This is a genomic window from Streptomyces sp. NPDC107562 (assembly GCF_055657325.1).
In genome coordinates this window covers 12,647-31,529 of sequence record NZ_JBVKBE010000013.1, presented here as the reverse complement: position 1 = coordinate 31,529, position 18,883 = coordinate 12,647, and the positions used below count along the sequence as shown (strand labels likewise).

General features: G+C 70.9%; 14 protein-coding genes and 1 pseudogene. 8 read left to right on the top strand and 7 right to left on the bottom strand.

The genetic code is table 11. The features are described from left to right. Positions 1-7: 7 nt before the first annotated feature. The gene (locus ACZ7LV_RS29335; RefSeq protein ID WP_471943654.1) at positions 8-397 is read right to left on the bottom strand and encodes a cyclophilin-like fold protein; all 390 of its coding nucleotides are present in this window, start codon (positions 395-397) and stop codon (positions 8-10) included. A 202-nt stretch (positions 398-599) separates the two neighbouring features. Between ACZ7LV_RS29335 and ACZ7LV_RS29330 the strand changes: the two genes are divergently transcribed. From ACZ7LV_RS29330 to ACZ7LV_RS29310, 5 genes are all read left to right on the top strand, one after another. Further along, entirely contained in the window at positions 600-2,105 is a 1,506-nt protein-coding gene (locus tag ACZ7LV_RS29330; protein WP_471943652.1) for a cytochrome ubiquinol oxidase subunit I, read from the top strand. Between the two features lie 20 nt (positions 2,106-2,125). Further along, on the top strand, positions 2,126-3,130 hold the full coding sequence (cydB, locus tag ACZ7LV_RS29325) for a cytochrome d ubiquinol oxidase subunit II (RefSeq protein WP_471943650.1): 1,005 nt from the start codon (positions 2,126-2,128) through the stop codon (positions 3,128-3,130). 53 nt (positions 3,131-3,183) lie between these two features. After that, entirely contained in the window at positions 3,184-6,744 is a 3,561-nt protein-coding gene (gene cydD, locus ACZ7LV_RS29320; protein WP_471943649.1) for a thiol reductant ABC exporter subunit CydD, read from the top strand. A gap of 145 nt (positions 6,745-6,889) precedes the next feature. Next, positions 6,890-8,479, top strand: a complete 1,590-nt coding sequence (locus ACZ7LV_RS29315) for a sensor histidine kinase (RefSeq protein WP_471943647.1) — start codon at positions 6,890-6,892, stop codon at positions 8,477-8,479. 171 nt (positions 8,480-8,650) lie between these two features. Next, positions 8,651-9,709 (top strand): M23 family metallopeptidase, encoded by a 1,059-nt coding sequence (locus tag ACZ7LV_RS29310; RefSeq protein ID WP_471943646.1) that lies wholly within the window; start codon positions 8,651-8,653, stop codon positions 9,707-9,709. 74 nt (positions 9,710-9,783) lie between these two features. On the opposite strand, the gene ACZ7LV_RS29305 is transcribed toward ACZ7LV_RS29310, so the two are convergent. The 6 genes and pseudogenes from ACZ7LV_RS29305 to ACZ7LV_RS29280 form a co-directional block, all read right to left on the bottom strand. Continuing rightward, positions 9,784-10,653, bottom strand: coding sequence for an HAD hydrolase family protein (locus ACZ7LV_RS29305; RefSeq protein WP_471943644.1), 870 nt, complete (start codon positions 10,651-10,653; stop codon positions 9,784-9,786). 119 nt (positions 10,654-10,772) lie between these two features. Beyond that, on the bottom strand, positions 10,773-11,675 hold the full coding sequence (locus ACZ7LV_RS29300; protein ID WP_471943642.1) for an LLM class flavin-dependent oxidoreductase: 903 nt from the start codon (positions 11,673-11,675) through the stop codon (positions 10,773-10,775). A 108-nt stretch (positions 11,676-11,783) separates the two neighbouring features. Next, positions 11,784-12,332, bottom strand: a complete 549-nt coding sequence (locus ACZ7LV_RS29295; protein ID WP_471943640.1) for an RNA 2'-phosphotransferase — start codon at positions 12,330-12,332, stop codon at positions 11,784-11,786. A gap of 123 nt (positions 12,333-12,455) precedes the next feature. Continuing rightward, the gene (locus ACZ7LV_RS29290) at positions 12,456-13,391 is read right to left on the bottom strand and encodes a MerR family transcriptional regulator (protein ID WP_471943638.1); all 936 of its coding nucleotides are present in this window, start codon (positions 13,389-13,391) and stop codon (positions 12,456-12,458) included. A gap of 13 nt (positions 13,392-13,404) precedes the next feature. Further along, on the bottom strand, positions 13,405-15,156 hold the full coding sequence (locus ACZ7LV_RS29285) for an SDR family oxidoreductase (protein ID WP_471943636.1): 1,752 nt from the start codon (positions 15,154-15,156) through the stop codon (positions 13,405-13,407). Positions 15,157-15,158: 2 nt separating this feature from the next. Next, positions 15,159-15,826: pseudogene (locus tag ACZ7LV_RS29280) on the bottom strand (M24 family metallopeptidase). A 248-nt stretch (positions 15,827-16,074) separates the two neighbouring features. Between ACZ7LV_RS29280 and ACZ7LV_RS29275 the strand changes: the two are divergent. Genes ACZ7LV_RS29275 through ACZ7LV_RS29265 form a run of 3 tightly spaced genes read left to right on the top strand, consistent with a single transcriptional unit; the run spans position 16,075 to position 18,882 of the window. Continuing rightward, positions 16,075-17,076 carry an ABC transporter ATP-binding protein gene (locus ACZ7LV_RS29275; protein WP_471943975.1) on the top strand — a complete coding sequence of 334 codons (1,002 nt, stop codon included), beginning with the start codon at positions 16,075-16,077 and terminating at the stop codon, positions 17,074-17,076. Further along, the gene (locus tag ACZ7LV_RS29270; RefSeq protein WP_471943634.1) at positions 17,066-17,974 is read left to right on the top strand and encodes an ABC transporter permease; all 909 of its coding nucleotides are present in this window, start codon (positions 17,066-17,068) and stop codon (positions 17,972-17,974) included. The genes ACZ7LV_RS29275 and ACZ7LV_RS29270 overlap by 11 nt, the downstream gene beginning before the upstream one ends. Then, positions 17,971-18,882 carry an ABC transporter ATP-binding protein gene (locus tag ACZ7LV_RS29265; protein WP_471943632.1) on the top strand — a complete coding sequence of 304 codons (912 nt, stop codon included), beginning with the start codon at positions 17,971-17,973 and terminating at the stop codon, positions 18,880-18,882. Before ACZ7LV_RS29270 ends, ACZ7LV_RS29265 begins: the two co-directional genes overlap by 4 nt. Position 18,883 lies beyond the last annotated feature (1 nt).

Genomic DNA, 18,883 nt, shown 5'->3' with positions numbered 1-18,883 from the left:
TCAGGGATCAGGCGTCCATGATCTCCACCCGAATCGGGTCGCCGTGCCGGACCGCGGCCAGGACGTGAGGGTCACCGTCGACGCGGCCGAGGACATTGCACGGGCTCGCCAGACGGCATTCGTCGCCCTGGGAGATGGGCGTGGGCCCGTAGGGGAGTGCCAGGGCGTCGCCGTCGGTCCAGAAGGCCACCGTGCCGGGCTCGACGACCTGGCGGGCGTCCGTTTCACGTGAAACAGCGATGCCGGTGTCGAAGTAGACCTCCTCGCCCCAGGTGTGTGCGGTGGAGGCAAGCGGCAGTGCCTTGGTGAGGGCCTGCGCCGTCGGAGTGTCGTCGAGGGTCGCGGTCAGGTGCCCCGAGGGCCAGGAGATCCGGATCTGTATCGGCTGCGTATGCATGCCGTCAATTCAACAAGATGTTGAAGTTGTCGCCAAGGGGTTGACGTGGAGTAAGGGGACCCCCCTTCGGATGTCGGTCACCTGTGCGGCATAATGGCTTGTGAATGTGAACGCGTTCACAAGCTCGTCCTGATTGCCTTGGATGTGTAGGGCAAAAGGGGCAAACTGCCGCAGTGTCCACGGCGATGTAAGGAGAGACGACGTGGAATTGGCTTTGGCGCCGGAAACCTTGGCGCGATGGCAGTTCGGCATCACCACCGTCTACCACTTCCTGTTCGTTCCCCTGACGATCTCGCTCGCCGCGCTCACGGCCGGCCTGCAGACCGCCTGGGTGCGCACCGAGAAGGAGAAGTACCTCAGGGCGACCAAGTTCTGGGGCAAGCTCTTCCTGATCAACATCGCCATGGGTGTCGTCACCGGCATCGTGCAGGAGTTCCAGTTCGGCATGAACTGGTCCGACTACTCGCGCTTCGTGGGTGACGTCTTCGGCGCACCGCTCGCCTTCGAGGCCCTGATCGCCTTCTTCTTCGAGTCCACCTTCATCGGGCTGTGGATCTTCGGCTGGGACAAGCTGCCGAAGCGGATCCACCTGGCCTGCATCTGGATGGTTTCGATCGGCACGCTGCTGTCGGCGTACTTCATCCTCGCGGCGAACTCGTGGATGCAGCACCCGGTCGGTTACCGGATCAACGAGGAGAAGGGCCGGGCCGAACTCACCGACTTCTGGGTGGTGCTGACCCAGAACACCACGCTCAACCAGGTCTTCCACAGCTTCTCGGCCGCCTTCCTGACGGGTGGCGCCTTCATGGTGGGCATCGCCGCCTTCCATCTGCTGCGCAAGAAGCACATCCCGGTGATGCGGACGTCGCTCCGGCTCGGTCTGGTCACCGTGGCGGTCGGCGGTCTGCTCACGGCGGTCAGCGGAGACACCCTGGGCAAGGTCATGTACGAGCAGCAGCCGATGAAGATGGCCGCTGCCGAGGCGCTGTGGGACGGCGAGGAGCCCGCACCCTTCTCGGTGTTCGCGTACGGGGACGTCGACAAGGGCCACAACAAGGTGGCGCTGGAGATACCCGGTCTGCTCTCCTTCCTGGCCCACAGCGACTTCGAGTCGTACGTCCCCGGCATCAACGACACCAACAAGGCCCTGCAGGAGAAGTACGGCCCCGGTGACTACAAGCCCATCGTCCCCGTCGCCTACTGGGGCTTCCGCTGGATGATCGGCTTCGGTATGGCGTCGTTCTCCATCGGCCTGCTGGGGCTGTGGCTCACACGCAAGAGGTTCCTGCTGCCGGCCGCGTCGCGGACCGGGGAGGACGAGGTGCCCCATCTGGTGCTCCTGAGGAAGCCGCTGCGGCCGCGGCTCACCCGCCTGTACTGGCTGGTCGCGGTCTGGACGATGGCCTTCCCGCTGATAGCCAACGCCTGGGGCTGGATCTTCACCGAGATGGGCCGCCAGCCGTGGGTCGTCTACGGCCTGTTCCAGACCCGCGACGCGGTCTCCCCCGGCGTCTCCCAGGGCGAGGTCCTCACCTCGATGATCGTCTTCACGACGCTCTACGCCGTCCTCGCCGTCATCGAGGTCAAGCTGCTCGTGAAGTACGTCAAGGCCGGCCCGCCCCAGCTCACCGAGGCCGACCTGAATCCGCCCACGAAAATCGGCGGCGACTCCCGTGACGCCGACAAGCCGATGGCCTTCTCCTACTAGGCCGAGGGAGCTGCACAGTCATGGAACTGCACGACGTCTGGTTCGTCCTGATCGCCGTCCTGTGGACCGGCTACTTCTTCCTGGAGGGCTTCGACTTCGGGGTCGGCGTCCTCACCAAGCTGCTGGCCCGCAACCGGTCCGAGAAGCGCGTGCTCATCAACACGATCGGCCCGGTGTGGGACGGCAACGAGGTGTGGCTGCTGTCGGCCGGTGGGGCCACGTTCGCCGCCTTCCCCGAGTGGTACGCGACGCTCTTCTCGGGCTTCTACCTGCCGCTGCTGCTCATCCTGGTCTGCCTGATCATCCGTGGCGTCGCCTTCGAGTACCGGGCCAAGCGGCCCGAGGAGAACTGGCAGCGCAACTGGGAGCACGCGATCTTCTGGTGCTCGCTGATCCCCGCGTTCCTGTGGGGTGTGGCCTTCGGCAACATCGTCGGGGGCGTGAAGATCGACCAGGACTTCGAGTACGTCGGCGGCCTCGGCGACCTGCTCAATCCCTTCGCGTTGCTCGGCGGTCTGGTGACGCTGACGCTGTTCACCTTCCACGGGGCGGTGTTCACGGCCCTGAAGACGGTCGGTGACATCCGCGAACGGGCCCGCAGGCTGGCTGCCCGCGTCGGTCTGGTGGCCGCCGCGCTGGCGCTGGTCTTCCTGCTCTGGACGCAGGTCGAGAGCGGGAACGGCAAGAGCCTGGTCGCCCTGGTGGTGGCGGTGGCCGCACTCGTCGTCGCCCTGGTGGCCAACCAGGCCGGGCGTGAGGGATGGGCGTTCGCTCTGTCCGGCGTCACCATCGTCGCCGCCGTCGCGATGCTCTTCCTGTCGCTGTTCCCGAACGTCATGCCGTCCTCGCTGAACGAGGACTGGAGCCTGACGGTCACCAACGCCTCGTCGAGCCCGTACACCCTGAAGATCATGACCTGGTGCGCCGGGATCGCCACACCGGTCGTCCTGCTCTACCAGTCGTGGACCTACTGGGTGTTCCGCAAGCGGATCGGCACGCAGCACATCGCCGAGCCCGCACACTGAGTCCGGCTGGGGTGTGTTTTCACGTGAAACACACCCCATGGGCCTGAAGGGGCATGTTTCACGTGAAACCCATCGATCCGCGTCTCCTGCGCTACGCCCGCGCCACCCGGCTCTTCCTCGTGGCGGTCGTCGGTCTGGGCGCCGTCGGCGCCGGGCTGGTCATCGCTCAGGCCATGCTCATCGCCGAGACGGTCGTCGGCGCGTTCCAGCATGGGATGTCCGTCGATGAGCTGCGCACCCCCCTGGTGCTGTTGGTGGCCGTCTCCGGCGGCCGCGCGCTGATCTCCTGGCTCACCGAGCTCGCCGCGCACCGGGCCGGCGCGGCGGTGAAGTCGGAACTGCGGGGCCGGCTGCTGGAGCGGTCCGCACAGCTGGGTCCCGGTTGGCTGAGCGGGCAGCGGACCGGATCGCTGGTCGCCCTGGCCACGCGCGGCATCGACGCTCTCGACGACTACTTCTCGCGCTATCTGCCGCAGCTGGGACTCGCGGTGGTCGTACCGGTGGCCGTGCTGGCGCGGATCGTCACCGAGGACTGGGTCTCCGCCGCCATCATCGTCGCCACCCTTCCCCTGATCCCGGTCTTCATGGTGCTGATCGGCTGGGCCACCCAGTCCCGGATGGACCGGCAGTGGCGACTGCTCTCCCGGCTGTCCGGGCACTTCCTGGACGTCGTCGCGGGACTGCCGACCCTCAAGGTGTTCGGCCGGTCCAAGGCGCAGGCCGAGTCGATCAAGCGGATCACCGGTGAGTACCGGCAGGCCACGATGCGGACGCTGCGCATCGCGTTCCTGTCGTCGTTCGCGCTGGAACTCCTCGCCACGATCTCGGTGGCGCTGGTAGCCGTGACGATCGGCATGCGGCTCGTGCACGGTGAGATGGACCTCTACATCGGTCTGGTCATCCTGATCCTCGCGCCCGAGGCGTATCTGCCGCTGCGGCAGGTGGGCGCGCAGTACCACGCGGCGGCCGAGGGGCTCGCCGCGGCCGAGGAGATCTTCACCGTCCTGGAGACACCGGTGAAGGCGTCGGGAACGCGGACCCCGTCGGGGGGTGTGCTGTCCTTCGAGGCCGTGACCGTCCGGTATCCGGGGCGGACCACGGACGCCGTCGCGGAGGTGACCTTCGATGTCGCGCCCGGGGAGACGGTCGCGCTCGTGGGGCCCAGCGGTGGGGGCAAGTCGACCCTGCTGAACGCGCTGCTGGGGTTCGTGCGTCCGGCCGAGGGCCGGGTGCGGATCGGGGGAGTGGATCTCGCCGAGATCGACCTGGAGCAGTGGCGGTCTCGGATCGCCTGGGTGCCGCAACGGCCGCACCTGTTCGCCGGGACGATCACCGAGAACGTCCGGCTGGCGCGTCCCGACGCGGGCGACGCGGCCGTGCGCCGCGCGCTGCGGGACGCGGGGGCGCTCACGTTCGTGGAGGCGCTCCCGCAGGGCACCGACACCGTGCTCGGCGAGGACGGGGCGGGCCTGTCCGCCGGACAGCGGCAGCGGCTCGCCCTCGCCCGGGCCTTCCTCGCGGACCGGCCCGTACTGCTGCTCGACGAGCCGACGGCGGCCCTGGACGGGGAGACCGAGGCCGACGTCGTGGAGGCGGTGGGGCGCCTGGCGGCCGGGCGGACCGTACTGCTGGTCGTGCACCGGCCGGCGCTGCTGCGCCTGGCGGACCGGGTGGTACGGCTGGACGTGACGGAGCGGACGACACGGTTCGGCGGGGCGGAGCGGACGACGCCGGTCGATGCGGCCGTCTCCCCCACCGACCTGGCCGTCGACCGCAGGCCAAAGACCACGCGGCCCGCCCCGACGGAACCGGGCCCGGAAACCTTGCGGAAGACACACGGCGACGGCCCCGCGACGGGCCGCGGCGGTGGCGTCCTTGCCCGGGTCCGTGCGATGTCCGGTGCGCGGCGCGGCCGGATCGGCCTGGCCCTGCTGCTCGCGAGCCTCGCCCTGGGCAGCGCCGTAGGACTCATGGCCACCTCGGGGTGGCTCATCTCCCGGGCATCGCAACAGCCGCCCGTGCTCTATCTGATGGTGGCCGTGACCGCCACCCGCGCCTTCGGGATCGGGCGGGCCGTCTTCCGGTACGCCGAGCGGCTCGTGTCGCACGACGCGGTGCTGCGCATGCTGGCCGACACCCGGGTGGCCGTCTACCGCCGGCTGGAGCGGCTGGCGCCCGCGGGCCTGCGCCGGACCCGCCGAGGCGACCTGCTCTCCCGGCTCGTCGCGGATGTGGACGCGCTGCAGGACTACTGGCTCAGGTGGCTGCTGCCCGCCGGTGCCGCGGTCGTCGTCTCCACGGCCGCCGCCGGCTTCACCGGCTGGCTGCTGCCCGAGGCCGGGGTGGTGCTCGCCGTCGGACTGCTCGCGGCCGGCGCCGGTGTCCCGCTGCTGACCGCCGCCGTGGCGCGGCGCGCGGAACGCAGGCTGGCCCCCGCCCGGGGTGAGCTGGCCACGCGCGTGGCCGACCTGCTCACCGGCACCGCCGAACTGAGCGTCGCCGGGGCCCTGCCGGCGCGTACCGCCGAGACCCGGCAGGCCGACTCCGTTCTCACCCGGATCGCCTCGCGGGCCGCCACCGCCACCGCGATCGGTGACGGACTCACCGCGTTGATCTCCGGTCTGACCGTCACGGCCGCAGCCCTCCTCGGCGCGCAGGCGGTGGCCGACGGCCGGCTGAACGGCGTGGCCATGGCGGCCGTCGTGCTCACCCCGCTGGCCGCCTTCGAGGCCGTGCTCGGGATGCCGCTCGCGGCACAGTTCCGGCAGCGGGTGCGCAAGAGCGCCGAGCGGGTCCACGAGGTGCTGGACGCCCCCGAGCCCGTCCGTGAGCCGCAGCGTCCGCGGCAGGCGCCCTCGTCGCCGTTCCCGGTCGCCGTCAGGGGCCTGACCGCCCGGCACGCCGGTCAGGACCGGGACGCGCTCGCCGGGCTCGACCTGACGCTCGACGAGGGGCGCCGCATCGCCGTGGTCGGGGTCTCCGGGTCCGGCAAGACCACGCTCGCGCAGGTGCTGCTGCGCTTCCTGGACGCGGACGCCGGCTCCTACACGCTGGGGGGCGTGGACGCGTACGCCCTGGCCGGTGACGACGTCCGGCGGCTGATCGGGCTGTGTGCGCAGGACGCGCACCTCTTCGACACCTCGGTGCGCGAGAACCTGCTGCTGGCCCGTCGGGACGCGACCGAGGACGAGCTGCGCGACGCGCTCCGGCGGGCGCGGTTGCTCGACTGGGCGCAGAGCCTGCCCGACGGCCTCGACACGCTCGTCGGCGAACACGGGGCACGGCTGTCCGGCGGCCAGCGGCAGCGACTGGCGCTGGCCCGCGCACTGCTCGCCGACTTCCCCGTCCTGGTCCTCGACGAGCCCGCCGAGCACCTCGACCTGCCGACGGCCGACGCGCTCACCGCGGATCTGCTGGCCGCCACCGAGGGGCGCACGACCCTGCTCATCACCCATCGGCTGGCCGGGCTGGAGGCCGTGGACGAGGTCGTCGTGCTGGACGCGGGGCGCGTGGTGCAGCGCGGGCCGTACGCGGAGCTGACCCGGGTGGAGGGGCCGTTGCGTGCCATGGCCGAGCGGGAGGCGCAGGCGGACCTGCTGGTGGGGGTGGCGTAGCCGGCGCGGATGCCGCGTGCCCGTGTCCGGGCCGGTCCCTCATCAGGTTTTCACGGCATATAGGGATCAATAGGATCGAGGTATGGCCGCTGAGTCGTCTGAGTCGTCTGATTCGTCTGAGCGGGTCCAGCGGTTGCTGGAGGCGATGCGGTCCGTAGGAAGCGGGCTGGAGCTGCACTCGACGCTGGACCGGATCTGCGAGACCGCCGTGTCGCTCGTCGGCGCGCGATACGCGGCGATCGGGGTGATCGCCGAGGACGGAAGAGGCCTCGCCGACTTCGTCTTCCACGGGGTGGACGCGGCGACCGCCCGGCGGATCGGGCGGCTGCCCGACGGGCATCGGGGCCTGCTCGGGGCGCTCATCAGGGACCCGGAGCCGGTCCGGCTGGCGCATCTCACCGAGGACCCGCGCTCCTGCGGCTTCCCGGCCCACCATCCGCCGATGCGCGGCTTCCTCGGCGTTCCCCTCCGCGTCCGGGGCGAGACCTTCGGCAACCTGTACCTGGCCGAGAAGCGCGGCGACGAGCCGTTCAGCGACTACGACCTGGGCATCGTGCAGGTGCTGGCCACCGAGGCGGGCATCGCCATCGGCAACGCCCGCCTCTACGAGGCCGCGCAACTGGGCGAGCGCTGGATCGACGGGTCGGTCGCCGTCACCACCGCCCTGCTCTCCGGCGGGGACACGGACGACGCGCTCCAGGTCGTGGCGGAACAGGCCCGACGCCTGTCCGGTTCGGCGGCCGGACTGGTGCTGTTGCCGACCGAGGAGGGCGGTCTGGAGATCGCCGCCGTCGCCTCGGACCGGCCGACGAAGGCCCTGGGCGCCGTCCTTCCGACGGACAGCCCCCTCACCGCGGAACTCCTCGCCGGACAGGCCGTGTTCCTGGCCGACGGCGCCGCTGACAGCCGCCTGGTCGCCGTGCTCGCGCGGGAGTTCGGGCCGACGATGATGCTGCCCCTGCGCAGCGACGGCAGCGTTCTCGGCGCCCTCGTCATGCCACGGGCCCGCGGGGAGCGGGCGTTCACCGAGACCGAGCGCACGCTCGCCGTCCAGTTCGCCGCGCAGGCCGCGCTCGCCCTGAAGATGGCCGAGGCGCAGCGCGACCGGGAGCGGCTCGCGGTGTACGAGGACCGCGACCGTATCGCCGGCGATCTGCACGACCTCGTCGTGCGACGGCTGTTCGCCACGGCGACGCTGCTGGAGAGCGCGCAGAGCGGATCCGTCGTGCCCGAGGTCCGTGAGGGGGTCGGCAGTGCCGTCGGCGAACTCGACGTCACCATCCAGGAGATCCGCAGCAGCGTCTTCGCCCTTCGGCAGGACCCCGCCGAGGCCCCGTCCGGGCTGGGGACGCGCGTGCTGCGCGAGATCGACGCGGCGGCCGTGCCCCTCGGCTTCCGGCCCTCGCACCGCTTCGTGGGTCCGCTCGACACCGCCGTGTCCGCCGCGACCGGGGAGAACCTCGTCGCGGCCCTGCGCGAGGCCCTCTCCAACGTCCTCCGGCACGCCGACGCCTCAAGGGTCGACGTCGTCGTCGACGCGAACGCGAATCTGCCGGACGGCCGTCGCGGTGTCCGCCTGACCGTCGCGGACGACGGCGTCGGCATCCCCGAGGGCGGCCGGCGCAGCGGCCTGAGGAACCTCGAACGCCGTGCGGAGTCGCTCGGTGGCGGCAGTTGGTACGGGCCGGGCGAAGGCGGTGGCGGTACGACGGTGGTGTGGCAGACGCCCTTGTGATCGAGCGGCATGGCGGCGGTGCCCTGCGCCGCTCACTGGCCGACGTGTCGTCAGGCCTGCCGGTGAAGCCGCCTGTTCGGCCGTACGGCTGCTCCGAACGGGCCGCTTCGGTCCCCCATGCGTACGACTCCGACAGGGCTTCGGGCGGCCGCGCGGGCCAGGATCGCTGGCATGCGCTCCTCCCGCCGCCCTCGCTGGCTCCTCCCGGCGCTGCTGTGCGCGCTCGCCGTGCTCATCGCCCGGCCCAACGACACGCCTGGGGGATTTCCGGCCCGGGGTGGTGCCGATCCCGGGGTCAGTGGCGAGGTGGCGCGGCTGTACGAGGACGCGGCGGCGGCGACCCGGCAGTACGAGGAGGGGCGGCGCGTGGCCAAGGCCCAGCGCAGACGCGCGGGTGAGCTGGAGGGACTCCTCGACCGTGAACGGCGGCAGCTCGCCGTCCTGCACGAGGACCTGGGGCGGCTCGCGCGTGCCCAGTACCGCAGTGGCGGGGACGTCCCGCTCAGCGCGCGAGCGCTCCTGGGGGACGATCCCGAGGCGCTGATGCGCGGTCAGCAAGCGGGCAGACAGGCGAACACCGCGCTGGAGAAGGCGATCAGCAAGAGCCGTGGGGCGGAGGCCCGGCTGGCGGCGGACGAGGCCAGGGCCGCGGCGGAGTGGAAGGCGCTGGAGCGGCGGAACGCCGAGCTGGTGGAGTTGAAGAGCGGCATCGAGCGCAAACTGGAGGAAGCCCGCCGGCGGTTGCAGGCGCAGGCCGACACGTCGGCCGCTAGCGGCAGCTGCCGCCGCGCGGTCCGGCTCGACCAGCCGGACCGTTCCTTCACCCGGGCGTGGGTGGCGCCCGTGGAGAAGTACTGGCTGTCCGCGCGGTTCGGCAGCGGCGGAGCGCGGTGGGCGAACAGGCACACCGGGCAGGACTTCGCGGTGCCGATCGGCACCGCGGTGCGGTCGGTGGGCGGCGGCCGGGTCGTCGAGGTGTCCTGCGGCGGCGCGTTCGGCATCCAGATCGTGATCGCGCACCCCGGCGGCTACTACACGCAGTACGCCCATCTCGCGGCGGTCGCCGTCGACCGGGGCGACACCGTGGTGCCGGGGCAGTGGATCGGCCAGTCCGGCACGACGGGCAACTCCACCGGTCCCCACCTGCACTTCGAGGTACGCGTCACCCCGGAGCTGGGGTCGGGCGTGGACCCGGTGCCGTGGCTCGCGGCACGAGGGGTCCACCTCTGACGACGCGGACGCTGAGACCTGTGATCAGACCCGTGATCAGAGCCTGGGATCAGCTCCATGATCCAAGCCTGTGATCAGACTCGTTCCGCCAGCATCCGCTCGATCACGACCGCCACCCCGTCGTCGTTGTTGGCGACCGTCCGCCCCGAGGCCGCGGCGACGACGTCAGGATGGGCGTTGCCCATGGCGTACGACTGGCCTGCCCAGGTGAGCATCTCGACGTCGTTGGGCATGTCGCCGAAGGCGACGACCTCTTCGTGGGAGATGCCGCGCTCGGCGCAGCACAGGGCGAGTGTGCTGGCCTTGGAGACGCCGGGGCCGCTGATCTCCAGCAGGGCGCTGGGGCTGGACCGGGTGACGTTGGCGCGTTCGCCGATGGCGAGGCGGGCCAGGGTGAGGAAGGCGTCCGGATCGATCGTGGGGTGAAAGGCGAGGATCTTCAGCACGGGCTCGCCCGCTCCGGGCGCGTCCGGCGCCAGCAGCCGCTCGGCCGGCGCGAGCGTGTCGGGGATCTCCATGTGCAGCTTCGGATAGTCCGGCTCCTGGTAGAAGCCGTAGGTCTGCTCGATCGCGTACACCGTGCCGGGCGCCGCGTCACGCAGAAGCCGTACGGCGTCCAGTGCGTTCTGCCGCGCCAGCTCCCGCACCTTGACGAAGCGGTGGGTGCCCGGGCCGCCGTGCAGGTCGACCACGGCGGCGCCGTTGCCGCAGATCGCGAGGCCGTGACCGTGGACGTGGTCACTGACGACGTCCATCCAGCGGGCCGGGCGGCCGGTGACGAAGAAGACCTCGATGCCCGCCTCCTCGGCCGCGGCGAGGGCGGCGACGGTGCGCGGGGACACCGACTTGTCGTCCCGCAGCAGTGTGCCGTCGAGGTCGGTGGCGATCAGCCGGGGCGGAACCGCGGCTGCCGGGGTCTTCGGCTGTCGAGTCGCTGAGGTCACCCGGCCATTCTCGCGCACCCGCCCGCACGGGTGTGCGGGAGCCCGCGCAGGTGAGTGGATACCGCCCTCACCTGCGCCGTTGTCCCGCGACGGCCGTGCCTCACGGAAAAGTCGTCGGCTCAGCCCAGCTGCGCCGGGGCCTCCATCGCGATCTGTTCGAAGACCTTCTCGTCCGCGGCGAAGTCCGAGTCCGGGATGGGCCAGTGGATCACGATGTCGGTGAAGCCCAGTTCCCGGTGGCGCCCCGCGAAGTCCACGAACGCGTCGAGGGAGCCCAACGGCCGACTGCGGTCGGGGGTGAAACCGGTGAGAAGGACCTTGTCCATGCCGGAGCTGTCGCGTCCGATCTCGGCGCAGGCGTCGGCGAGCTTCTCGGTCTGCCGGTGCAGGGCCTGGACCGACTGCTCGGGCGTGCCGTTCTCGTAGAGCTTCGGGTCGCCGGTGGTCACCCACGCCTGCCCGTGGCGCGCGGCCAGTCGCAGACCGCGCGGGCCGGTCGCGGCCACCGCGAACGGCAGCCGGGGGCGCTGCACACAGCCGGGGATGTTGCGCGCCTCGTGCGCCGCGTAGTGGTCGCCCCGGTAGGACACCGAGTCCTCGGTGAGGAGCCGGTCCAGCAGCGGGAGGAACTCGCCGAACCGGTCGGCACGCTCCTTGGGGGTCCAGGCCTCCTGTCCGAGCGCCGTGGCGTCGAAGCCGGTGCCGCCCGCTCCTATGCCGAGGGTGATCCGGCCGCCGGAGATGTCGTCGAGAGAGATCAGTTCCTTCGCGAGGGTCACGGGGTGCCGGAAATTCGGCGAGGTGACCAGGGTGCCCAGACGCAGGCTGTCGGTGACGGCGGCGGCCGCGGTCAGCGTCGGCACGGCACCGAACCACGGGCCGTCCCGGAAGCTGCGCCAGGACAGGTGGTCGTAGGTGTAGGCGGTGTGGAAGCCGAGCTGCTCAGCGCGCTGCCAGGTCGCTCGGCCGCCCTCGTGCCACCGGCGGTGGGGAAGGATCACAGTGCTCAGACGCAGACTCATGGATCCGAGCGTAAGCGGCCTGACCCGTTTCACGTGAAACTGTCACCGTACGTCGCGGCTCGGCCACGAGGCCGGGGGTGCGCCGGGCGGAGCTCGGCCGGCAGGGAATCAGTGCCGTTCGGGAAAGCGCAGGTACTGCGGTGGCACGTGGTGGGTGAGCCAGACGCCGTTGGCGCTGACGTGGAACACGTGGCCGTCGTCGTGCATCGTGCCCGCGTCCACCGCCAGCACCACGGGACGGCCACGGCGGGCGCCGACGCGGGTCGCGGTCTCGCGGTCCGCGGAGAGGTGCACGTCGTGGCGGCTCATGGGCCGGAGCCCTTCGGCGCGGATCGCGTCCAGGCCGGCGGCCACGGTGCCGTGGTACAGGTACGCGGGCGGGGTCGCCGGGGGCAGTCCGAGGTCGACCTGCACGCTGTGGCCCTGGCTGGCACGGATCCGCGTGCCCTCGACGGCGAAGCGCTTCTTGTCGTTCGCCGCGACCACATGGTCCAGCTCTTCCCTGGTGAACCGGAAGCCGTGCGCGGTCGCCGCCGCGATCAGCGTCTCGATCTCGACCCAGCCGCCCTCGTCCAGCGTGAGCCCGATCCGCTCGGGCTGGTGGCGAAGGTGCTTCGAGAGGTACTTCGACACCTTCACGGTGCGTCTTTCGTCCATCCCACCAGCGTGCCGGGCGAGAGCTGGATCACGCACGTGATTTTGCTCCACAGGTTTGATCCACAACCAACTGGAGTTATCCACAGGCTAGTTGGCGAAGCTGTGGACAAGTGCCGCACCGGCCTAAGGACTTTGATCAATATTCGTACCTTTTGCGGCATTTGAGGCCAGCTGATCCAAGGTGCGTGCCCGGATCTCCCGTTCCGCGGCCAGAGTGACGAACGTACCGGCCTGGTCCACGCCAACCAGCGCCTCCACGGCCCGCATCGTCCGCGCCGGTATCCGCACCAGCCGCGTCTCGTCCTCGCTCTTCTCACCGGTGTCCCCGCCGAGGTGCCGGAGCAGATGCCGGGACGACAACACCCGCATGGCACGGGCAAGTTCCGCGTCGAGCGTGTGCCGGGCCAGAGGGCGCAGCCGTCGCACGAGAGAGGCCGCTTCCGCGGCGTCCGCGTCCGTCGGAGGGTGCGCTCCGTCGAGGTAGCGGGCGAAGACGTGCTCCGTCGTGAACTCCAGGAAGCGGGAGGCGATGTGCTCCACCTGCGCCCTCAACTCCCGCAGATGATCGGCGATCGCCGACAGCGGCACCCCGGCCGCGTGCAACTCCACCGCCACGGCCAGCTCTTGAGGGCTCGGGACGACGAAGACGTCCGCGTCCCCCGGCACCGGCTCCAGCACCCCGAGCTCGACGGCCCGCGCGATCGCCGCGTCGTCGGAGGTGCCGCCGAAGCGGTCGGCAAGCTCACCGCGGGTGATCCGGGCGGGCTCCTCGTCGGTCCACGGGCCGTCCACCTCGGCCACGAGTCCAAGGACCCCGCCGAGGCCGCGGCCGGTGTCGTGGGCCTCCAGGAGTTCCTTGATCGAGGCCAGGGTGTAGCCCCGGTCGAGGAGGTCGGCGATCTGGCGGAGGCGATGGACGTGCGTGTCCGTGTAGGCGTTGGCACGCCCACGGCGCTCCGGGCGGGGGAGGACGCCACGGTCCTGGTAGGCGCGGATGGTGCGGACCGTGGTGCCGGTGAGGTGGGCGAGGTCCTCGATGCGGTACGTCGGTCCGCTCACGCGCGTGCTCCCCTCACAACCGCGGTTCCACCCGGGCGATCCTGCGCAGGGCCCCCGGCAGGAAGCGAGACATCAGATGGGCGCCACGGGCCTCCGGGGTCACGGGTACCACCGCCTCGTTGCGCACGACGGCCCGCAGGATCGCGTCGGCGACCTTCTCCGGCGGATAGTTCCGCATCCCGTACAGCCGCGCGGTCCGCTGCCGGCGCCGCTTCTCCTCCGCAGCGTCCACGCCCGCGAAGCGCGCCGTCGAGGTGATGCTGGTGTTGACGATGCCGGGGCATATCGCGGTGACGCCGATGCCCTGCCCCGCGAGTTCGGCGCGCAGGCACTCGCTCAGCATCAGCACGGCGGCCTTGGAGGTGCTGTACGCGGGCAGCACCCGGGAGGGCTGGTACGCCGCCGCCGACGCGATGTTGACGATGTGGCCGCCCTGCCCGCGCTCGGCCATCCGGCGGCCGAAGAGCCGGCAGCCGTGGATCACGCCCCACAGGTTGACGTCCAGGACCTTGCGCCAGTCCTCCGAGGTGGTGTCCAGGAAGGCCCCGGACAGGCCGATCCCGGCGTTGTTCACCAGCACGTCCACGACGCCGTACTCGGTCGCGACCTTCTCCGCGAGCTTCTCCATCGCCTGCTCGTCGGAGACGTCGACGGTCTCGGCCCAGGACTGCGGCGCCCCGATCCGACGGGACATCTCGGCGGTCCTGGCCGCTCCCTCCGCGTCCCGGTCGACGGCGACCACCCGGGCGCCGGCCTCAGCGAACGCGAACGCCGTGGCCCTTCCGATGCCGCTGCCCGCGCCCGTGACCAGCACGAGCTGCCCGCCGAAACGGTCCGCGTGCCGGCCCGTCGCCTCGATCACCGGCCTGCCTCCCTCGTTGGCGATCACGAACTCCTCGATCCAGGCGGCCAGCTGGTCGGGCCGGCTGCGCGGAATCCAGTGCCGGGCGGGCAGGGTCCGCCGGGTCAGCTGCGGAGCCCACCGCTCCAGTTCGTCGTGGAGCCGCTCGGACAGAAACGCGTCGCCCTGAGGCGTGACGAGCTGCACGGGCGCGTGCGCGTACGCGTCCGGGCGGGGCCTGTTCAGCCGGCGTCGTACGTTGTCGCGGTACAGCCACGCCCCGTGCGCGGCGTCCGTGCGCAGCGACGAGGTCGGATAGCCGTCCCCGGGGACCCTCTCCATGAGCTCCAGGATGCGCGGCCAGTGCGTGCCGAGGGGCCCGCGCCAGGCCAGTTCCGGCAGGACCGGCGTGTGCAGCAGGTACACGTACCAGGACCTGGCCCCCTGGCCGAGCAGCTGGCCGACCCGGCGCGGGGTGGGGCGCTTGATCCGCTGTTTGATCCAGTGCCCGAGGTGGTCCAGGGACGGGCCGGACATCGAGGTGAACGAGGCGATCCGGCCCTCGGTGCGCCGGACCGTGACGAACTCCCAGGACTGCACCGACCCCCAGTCGTGCCCCACCAGATGCACCGGTCGGTCCGGGCTCACCGCGTCCACGACCGCGAGGAAGTCGTCGGTCAGCTTCTCCAGCGTGAAGCCGCCGCGCAGCGGTCGCGGCGCCGTCGACCCGCCGTGGCCCCGGACGTCGTACAGCACGACGTGGAAGCGGGCGGCGAGGCGGTTCGCGACCTCGGACCAGACCTCCTTGCTGTCCGGGAAGCCGTGCACGAGCACGACCGTCGGCTGCTGCGGATCACCCAGCTCGGCCACGCACAGCTCGACCCCGCCCGTGCGCACCCGGCGCTCCCGCGCGCCTTCAAGCATGGTCACTTCTCCTCCGCCCAGCGCCGCACGTGCGGCAGATCGTCGTCCAGCCAGAAGGCGCTCTCCTCCTCGAATTTCGCGCCCGTGCCCCGGAAGCCCAGATTCCGAGTAGCGGTACGGCGACCAGAGGGGGGACCAGCCCTCGCGGTGGCCGTGCAGCGCGTCACCGACGAGCCCCTTCAGGGACTGGGTGCCGAATCCGAACAGGCGCGGGGACCAGCGGCGCTCGCGGACCCGGTCCACCTTGTGGGCGATGACCCCGAAGGGGTACGCGCGATGCCGGTTGGCGTAGCTCGTAGATCTCCCGGAGCGGGCGACGCTCACGCACCTCGCGCAGGATCAGCTCACGATGGGCCTCCAGGTCCGCCATCAGCCTGTTCTGCACGGGGTTGATCCCGAGCGAGCCCGAATAGCCGACGTCCGCCGTGTGGCCCTCGAACACCGGTGCCATGTCCAGGATGAACGGCATCCCGGGCTCCAGCCGCCTGTTCTTCACGGGCTTCCGCGTCCCGCTGTAGTTCTTCCCCACGAGCATCCGCGCCGCCTCACGCTCGGTCACGCCCGGCTTCAGCTGGGCGGCCGCGGCCTGCGCGCACGCGTAGGCGAGGCGCTGCACTCTGCGGAACCCGCGCAGCTCCGCCGAGCGTTCACCGGTCACTGCCGTCGCCATGGCACCCCGTCCCACCGGTTGCGGTACGTGTTCGTAACATGACACCGGTGAATGTGACAGTTGTTAGAGGCTGCGTCAATAGGACCGCGTCGCCCTGTGGACGACGGCACGGATGTGGACAACTCATGACGTGCGGTTCGACCTTCAGGGTGACCCTCAGGGTCCCGTAATACTCGAGAGTGACGTGAAGACTGCTCTGGGGTCTGACGACTTGCGCGGCGCTCCTCACTACCGTCGTGGACGTGACTGTGATCGCGACCGAAAGCCTGAGCAAGCGGTTCCCCCGGGTGACCGCGCTTGACCGGCTCTCCGTGGACGTCGGGCCCGGTGTGACCGGACTCGTCGGAGCCAATGGAGCCGGCAAGTCCACACTGATCAAGATCCTGCTGGGTCTGTCCCCCGCCACCGAGGGCCGAGCCGAAGTGCTCGGACTCGATGTCGCCACGAAGGGCGCCGCCATCCGCGAGCGCGTGGGGTACATGCCGGAGCACGACTGTCTGCCGCCCGACGTCTCGGCCACCGAGTTCGTCGTCCACATGGCGCGCATGTCCGGCCTGCCGCCCACCGCCGCGCGCGAGCGCACCGCGGACACGCTGCGCCACGTCGGCCTGTACGAGGAGCGCTACCGCCCCATCGGCGGCTACTCGACGGGCATGAAGCAGCGCGTCAAGCTGGCGCAGGCCCTGGTCCACGACCCGCAGCTGGTCTTCCTCGACGAGCCGACGAACGGCCTCGACCCGGTCGGCCGCGACGAGATGCTCGGCCTGATCCGCCGGATCCACACCGATTTCGGCATCTCCGTGCTGGTCACCTCGCACCTGCTGGGCGAGCTGGAGCGCACCTGCGACCACGTGGTCGTGGTCGACGGCGGCAAGCTCCTGCGCTCCAGTTCCACCACGGACTTCACGCAGACCACGACGACCCTCGCCCTCGAGGTCACCGACACCGACGAGCACCCGGACGGCACCAGCGCGGTGCGCGCCGCCCTCCAGGCGCGCGGGGTGACCGTCGCCGCCGGCAGCGGACTGCCGGGGGCGGGTCATGTCCTGCTCCTCACCGCGCAGGGCGAGGAGACCTACGACCTGGTCCGGGACACGGTCGCCGACCTCGGTCTGGGCCTGGTGCGCATGGAGCAGCGCAGGCACCAGATCTCCGAGGTCTTCACGACCGGCACGGACACCGGCGCGGACACCGATTCCGGCACCGGCACCGACGAGCAGCGGAAGGAGGCGGTCCGCCATGGCGGTTGAGCAGCCCGTACCCACGGCGCCGGGTGACCAGACCCGCATCCACAACATCGGCTACCGCACGTACGACGGCCCGCGCCTCGGCCGCTCCTACGCGACGCGCTCCCTCTACTCGCAGTCCCTGCGCGGCTCCTACGGCCTCGGCCGCTCGGTGAAGTCCAAGGTGCTGCCGATGCTGCTGTTCGTGGTGATGTGCGTGCCCGCGGCCATCATGGTCGCCGTCGCGGTCGCCACCAAGGCCAACGACCTGCCCGTGGACTACACGCGCTACGCGATCATCATGCAGGCCGTGATCAGCCTGTACATCGCCTCGCAGGCGCCCCAGTCCGTCTCGCGCGACCTGCGCTTCAAGACCGTGCCGCTGTACTTCTCGCGGCCGATCGAGACCGCGGACTACGTGCGCGCCAAGTTCGCGGCGCTGGCCTCGGCGATGTTCATCCTGACCGCCGCCCCGCTGCTCGTCCTCTACGTGGGGGCGCTGCTGGCCAAGCTCGACTTCGCCGACCAGACCAAGGGATTCGCACAGGGACTCGTCTCCGTGGCACTGCTCTCACTGCTCTTCGCCGGCATCGGCCTCGTGATCGCCTCGGTCACCCCGCGACGCGGCTTCGGCATCGCCGCCGTGATCGCCGTGCTGACCATCTCCTACGGCGCGGTCTCCACCCTGCAGGCCATCGCGGACGCGCAGGGCACCTCGGAGTCGATCGCCTGGATCGGCCTCTTCTCCCCGATCACCCTCGTCGACGGAGTGCAGTCCGCCTTCCTCGGCGCGCAATCGGCATTCCCCGGTGGGGTCGGCCCGACGAACGCCGAGGGCGTCGTCTACGTCGTCGTCGCCCTCGGTCTGATCGCCGCGAGCTACGGCCTCCTGGTGCGCCGCTACAAGAAGGTGGGACTGTGACCACGCTCTCCCTCGACCATGTCTCCCGCTGGTTCGGCAACGTGGTCGCCGTCAACGACATCACCATGACGATCGGCCCCGGCGTCACCGGACTGCTCGGCCCCAACGGCGCCGGGAAGTCCACGCTGATCAACATGATGGGCGGCTTCCTCGCCCCCTCCACCGGCACCGTCCTGCTCGACGGCCAGCAGGTGTGGCGCAACGAGCAGATCTACCGGCAGATCGGCATCGTCCCCGAGCGCGAGGCGATGTACGACTTCCTCACCGGCCGCGAGTTCGTCGTCGCCAACGCCGAGCTGCACGGCCTGGGCGCCAAGGCGGCCCAGAAGGCACTCGCGACGGTCGAGATGGAGTACGCGCAGGACCGCAAGATCGCCACGTACTCCAAGGGCATGCGCCAGCGCGTGAAGATGGCGTCCGCCCTGGTCCACGACCCGTCGCTGCTGCTGCTCGACGAGCCCTTCAACGGCATGGACCCCCGCCAGCGCATGCAGCTGATGGACCTGCTGCGCCGGATGGGCGACGAGGGCCGCACGGTGCTGTTCTCCTCCCACATCCTCGAAGAGGTCGAGCAACTCGCCTGGCACATCGAGGTCGTGGTCGCCGGACGGCACGCGGCCAGCGGTGACTTCCGCAAGATCCGCCGTCTGATGACGGACCGGCCGCACCGCTACCTGGTGCGTTCCAGCGACGACCGCGCGCTCGCGGCTGCGCTGATCGCCGACCCGTCGACGTCCGGCATCGAAGTGGACCTCACCGAGGGCGCCTTGCGTATCCAGGCGGTCGACTTCGGCCGCTTCACCGCCCTGCTGCCGCGGGTGGCCCGGGACCACGGCATCCGTCTGCTGACGGTCTCGCCGTCCGACGAGTCCCTCGAGTCCGTGTTCTCGTACCTGGTCACGGCGTAGG

Bases quoted from the DNA above. Each gene is read 5' to 3' on its own strand.
- ACZ7LV_RS29335 (WP_471943654.1), bottom strand. From the start codon at position 397: ATGCATACGCAGCCGATACAGATCCGGATCTCCTGGCCCTCGGGGCAC.
- cydB (WP_471943650.1), top strand. From the start codon at position 2,126: ATGGAACTGCACGACGTCTGGTTCGTCCTGATCGCCGTCCTGTGGACC.
- cydD (WP_471943649.1), top strand. From the start codon at position 3,184: ATGTTTCACGTGAAACCCATCGATCCGCGTCTCCTGCGCTACGCCCGC.
- ACZ7LV_RS29315 (WP_471943647.1), top strand. From the start codon at position 6,890: ATGCGGTCCGTAGGAAGCGGGCTGGAGCTGCACTCGACGCTGGACCGG.
- ACZ7LV_RS29310 (WP_471943646.1), top strand. From the start codon at position 8,651: ATGCGCTCCTCCCGCCGCCCTCGCTGGCTCCTCCCGGCGCTGCTGTGC.
- ACZ7LV_RS29300 (WP_471943642.1), bottom strand. From the start codon at position 11,675: ATGAGTCTGCGTCTGAGCACTGTGATCCTTCCCCACCGCCGGTGGCAC.
- ACZ7LV_RS29295 (WP_471943640.1), bottom strand. From the start codon at position 12,332: ATGGACGAAAGACGCACCGTGAAGGTGTCGAAGTACCTCTCGAAGCAC.
- ACZ7LV_RS29285 (WP_471943636.1), bottom strand. From the start codon at position 15,156: ATGCTTGAAGGCGCGCGGGAGCGCCGGGTGCGCACGGGCGGGGTCGAG.
- ACZ7LV_RS29270 (WP_471943634.1), top strand. From the start codon at position 17,066: ATGGCGGTTGAGCAGCCCGTACCCACGGCGCCGGGTGACCAGACCCGC.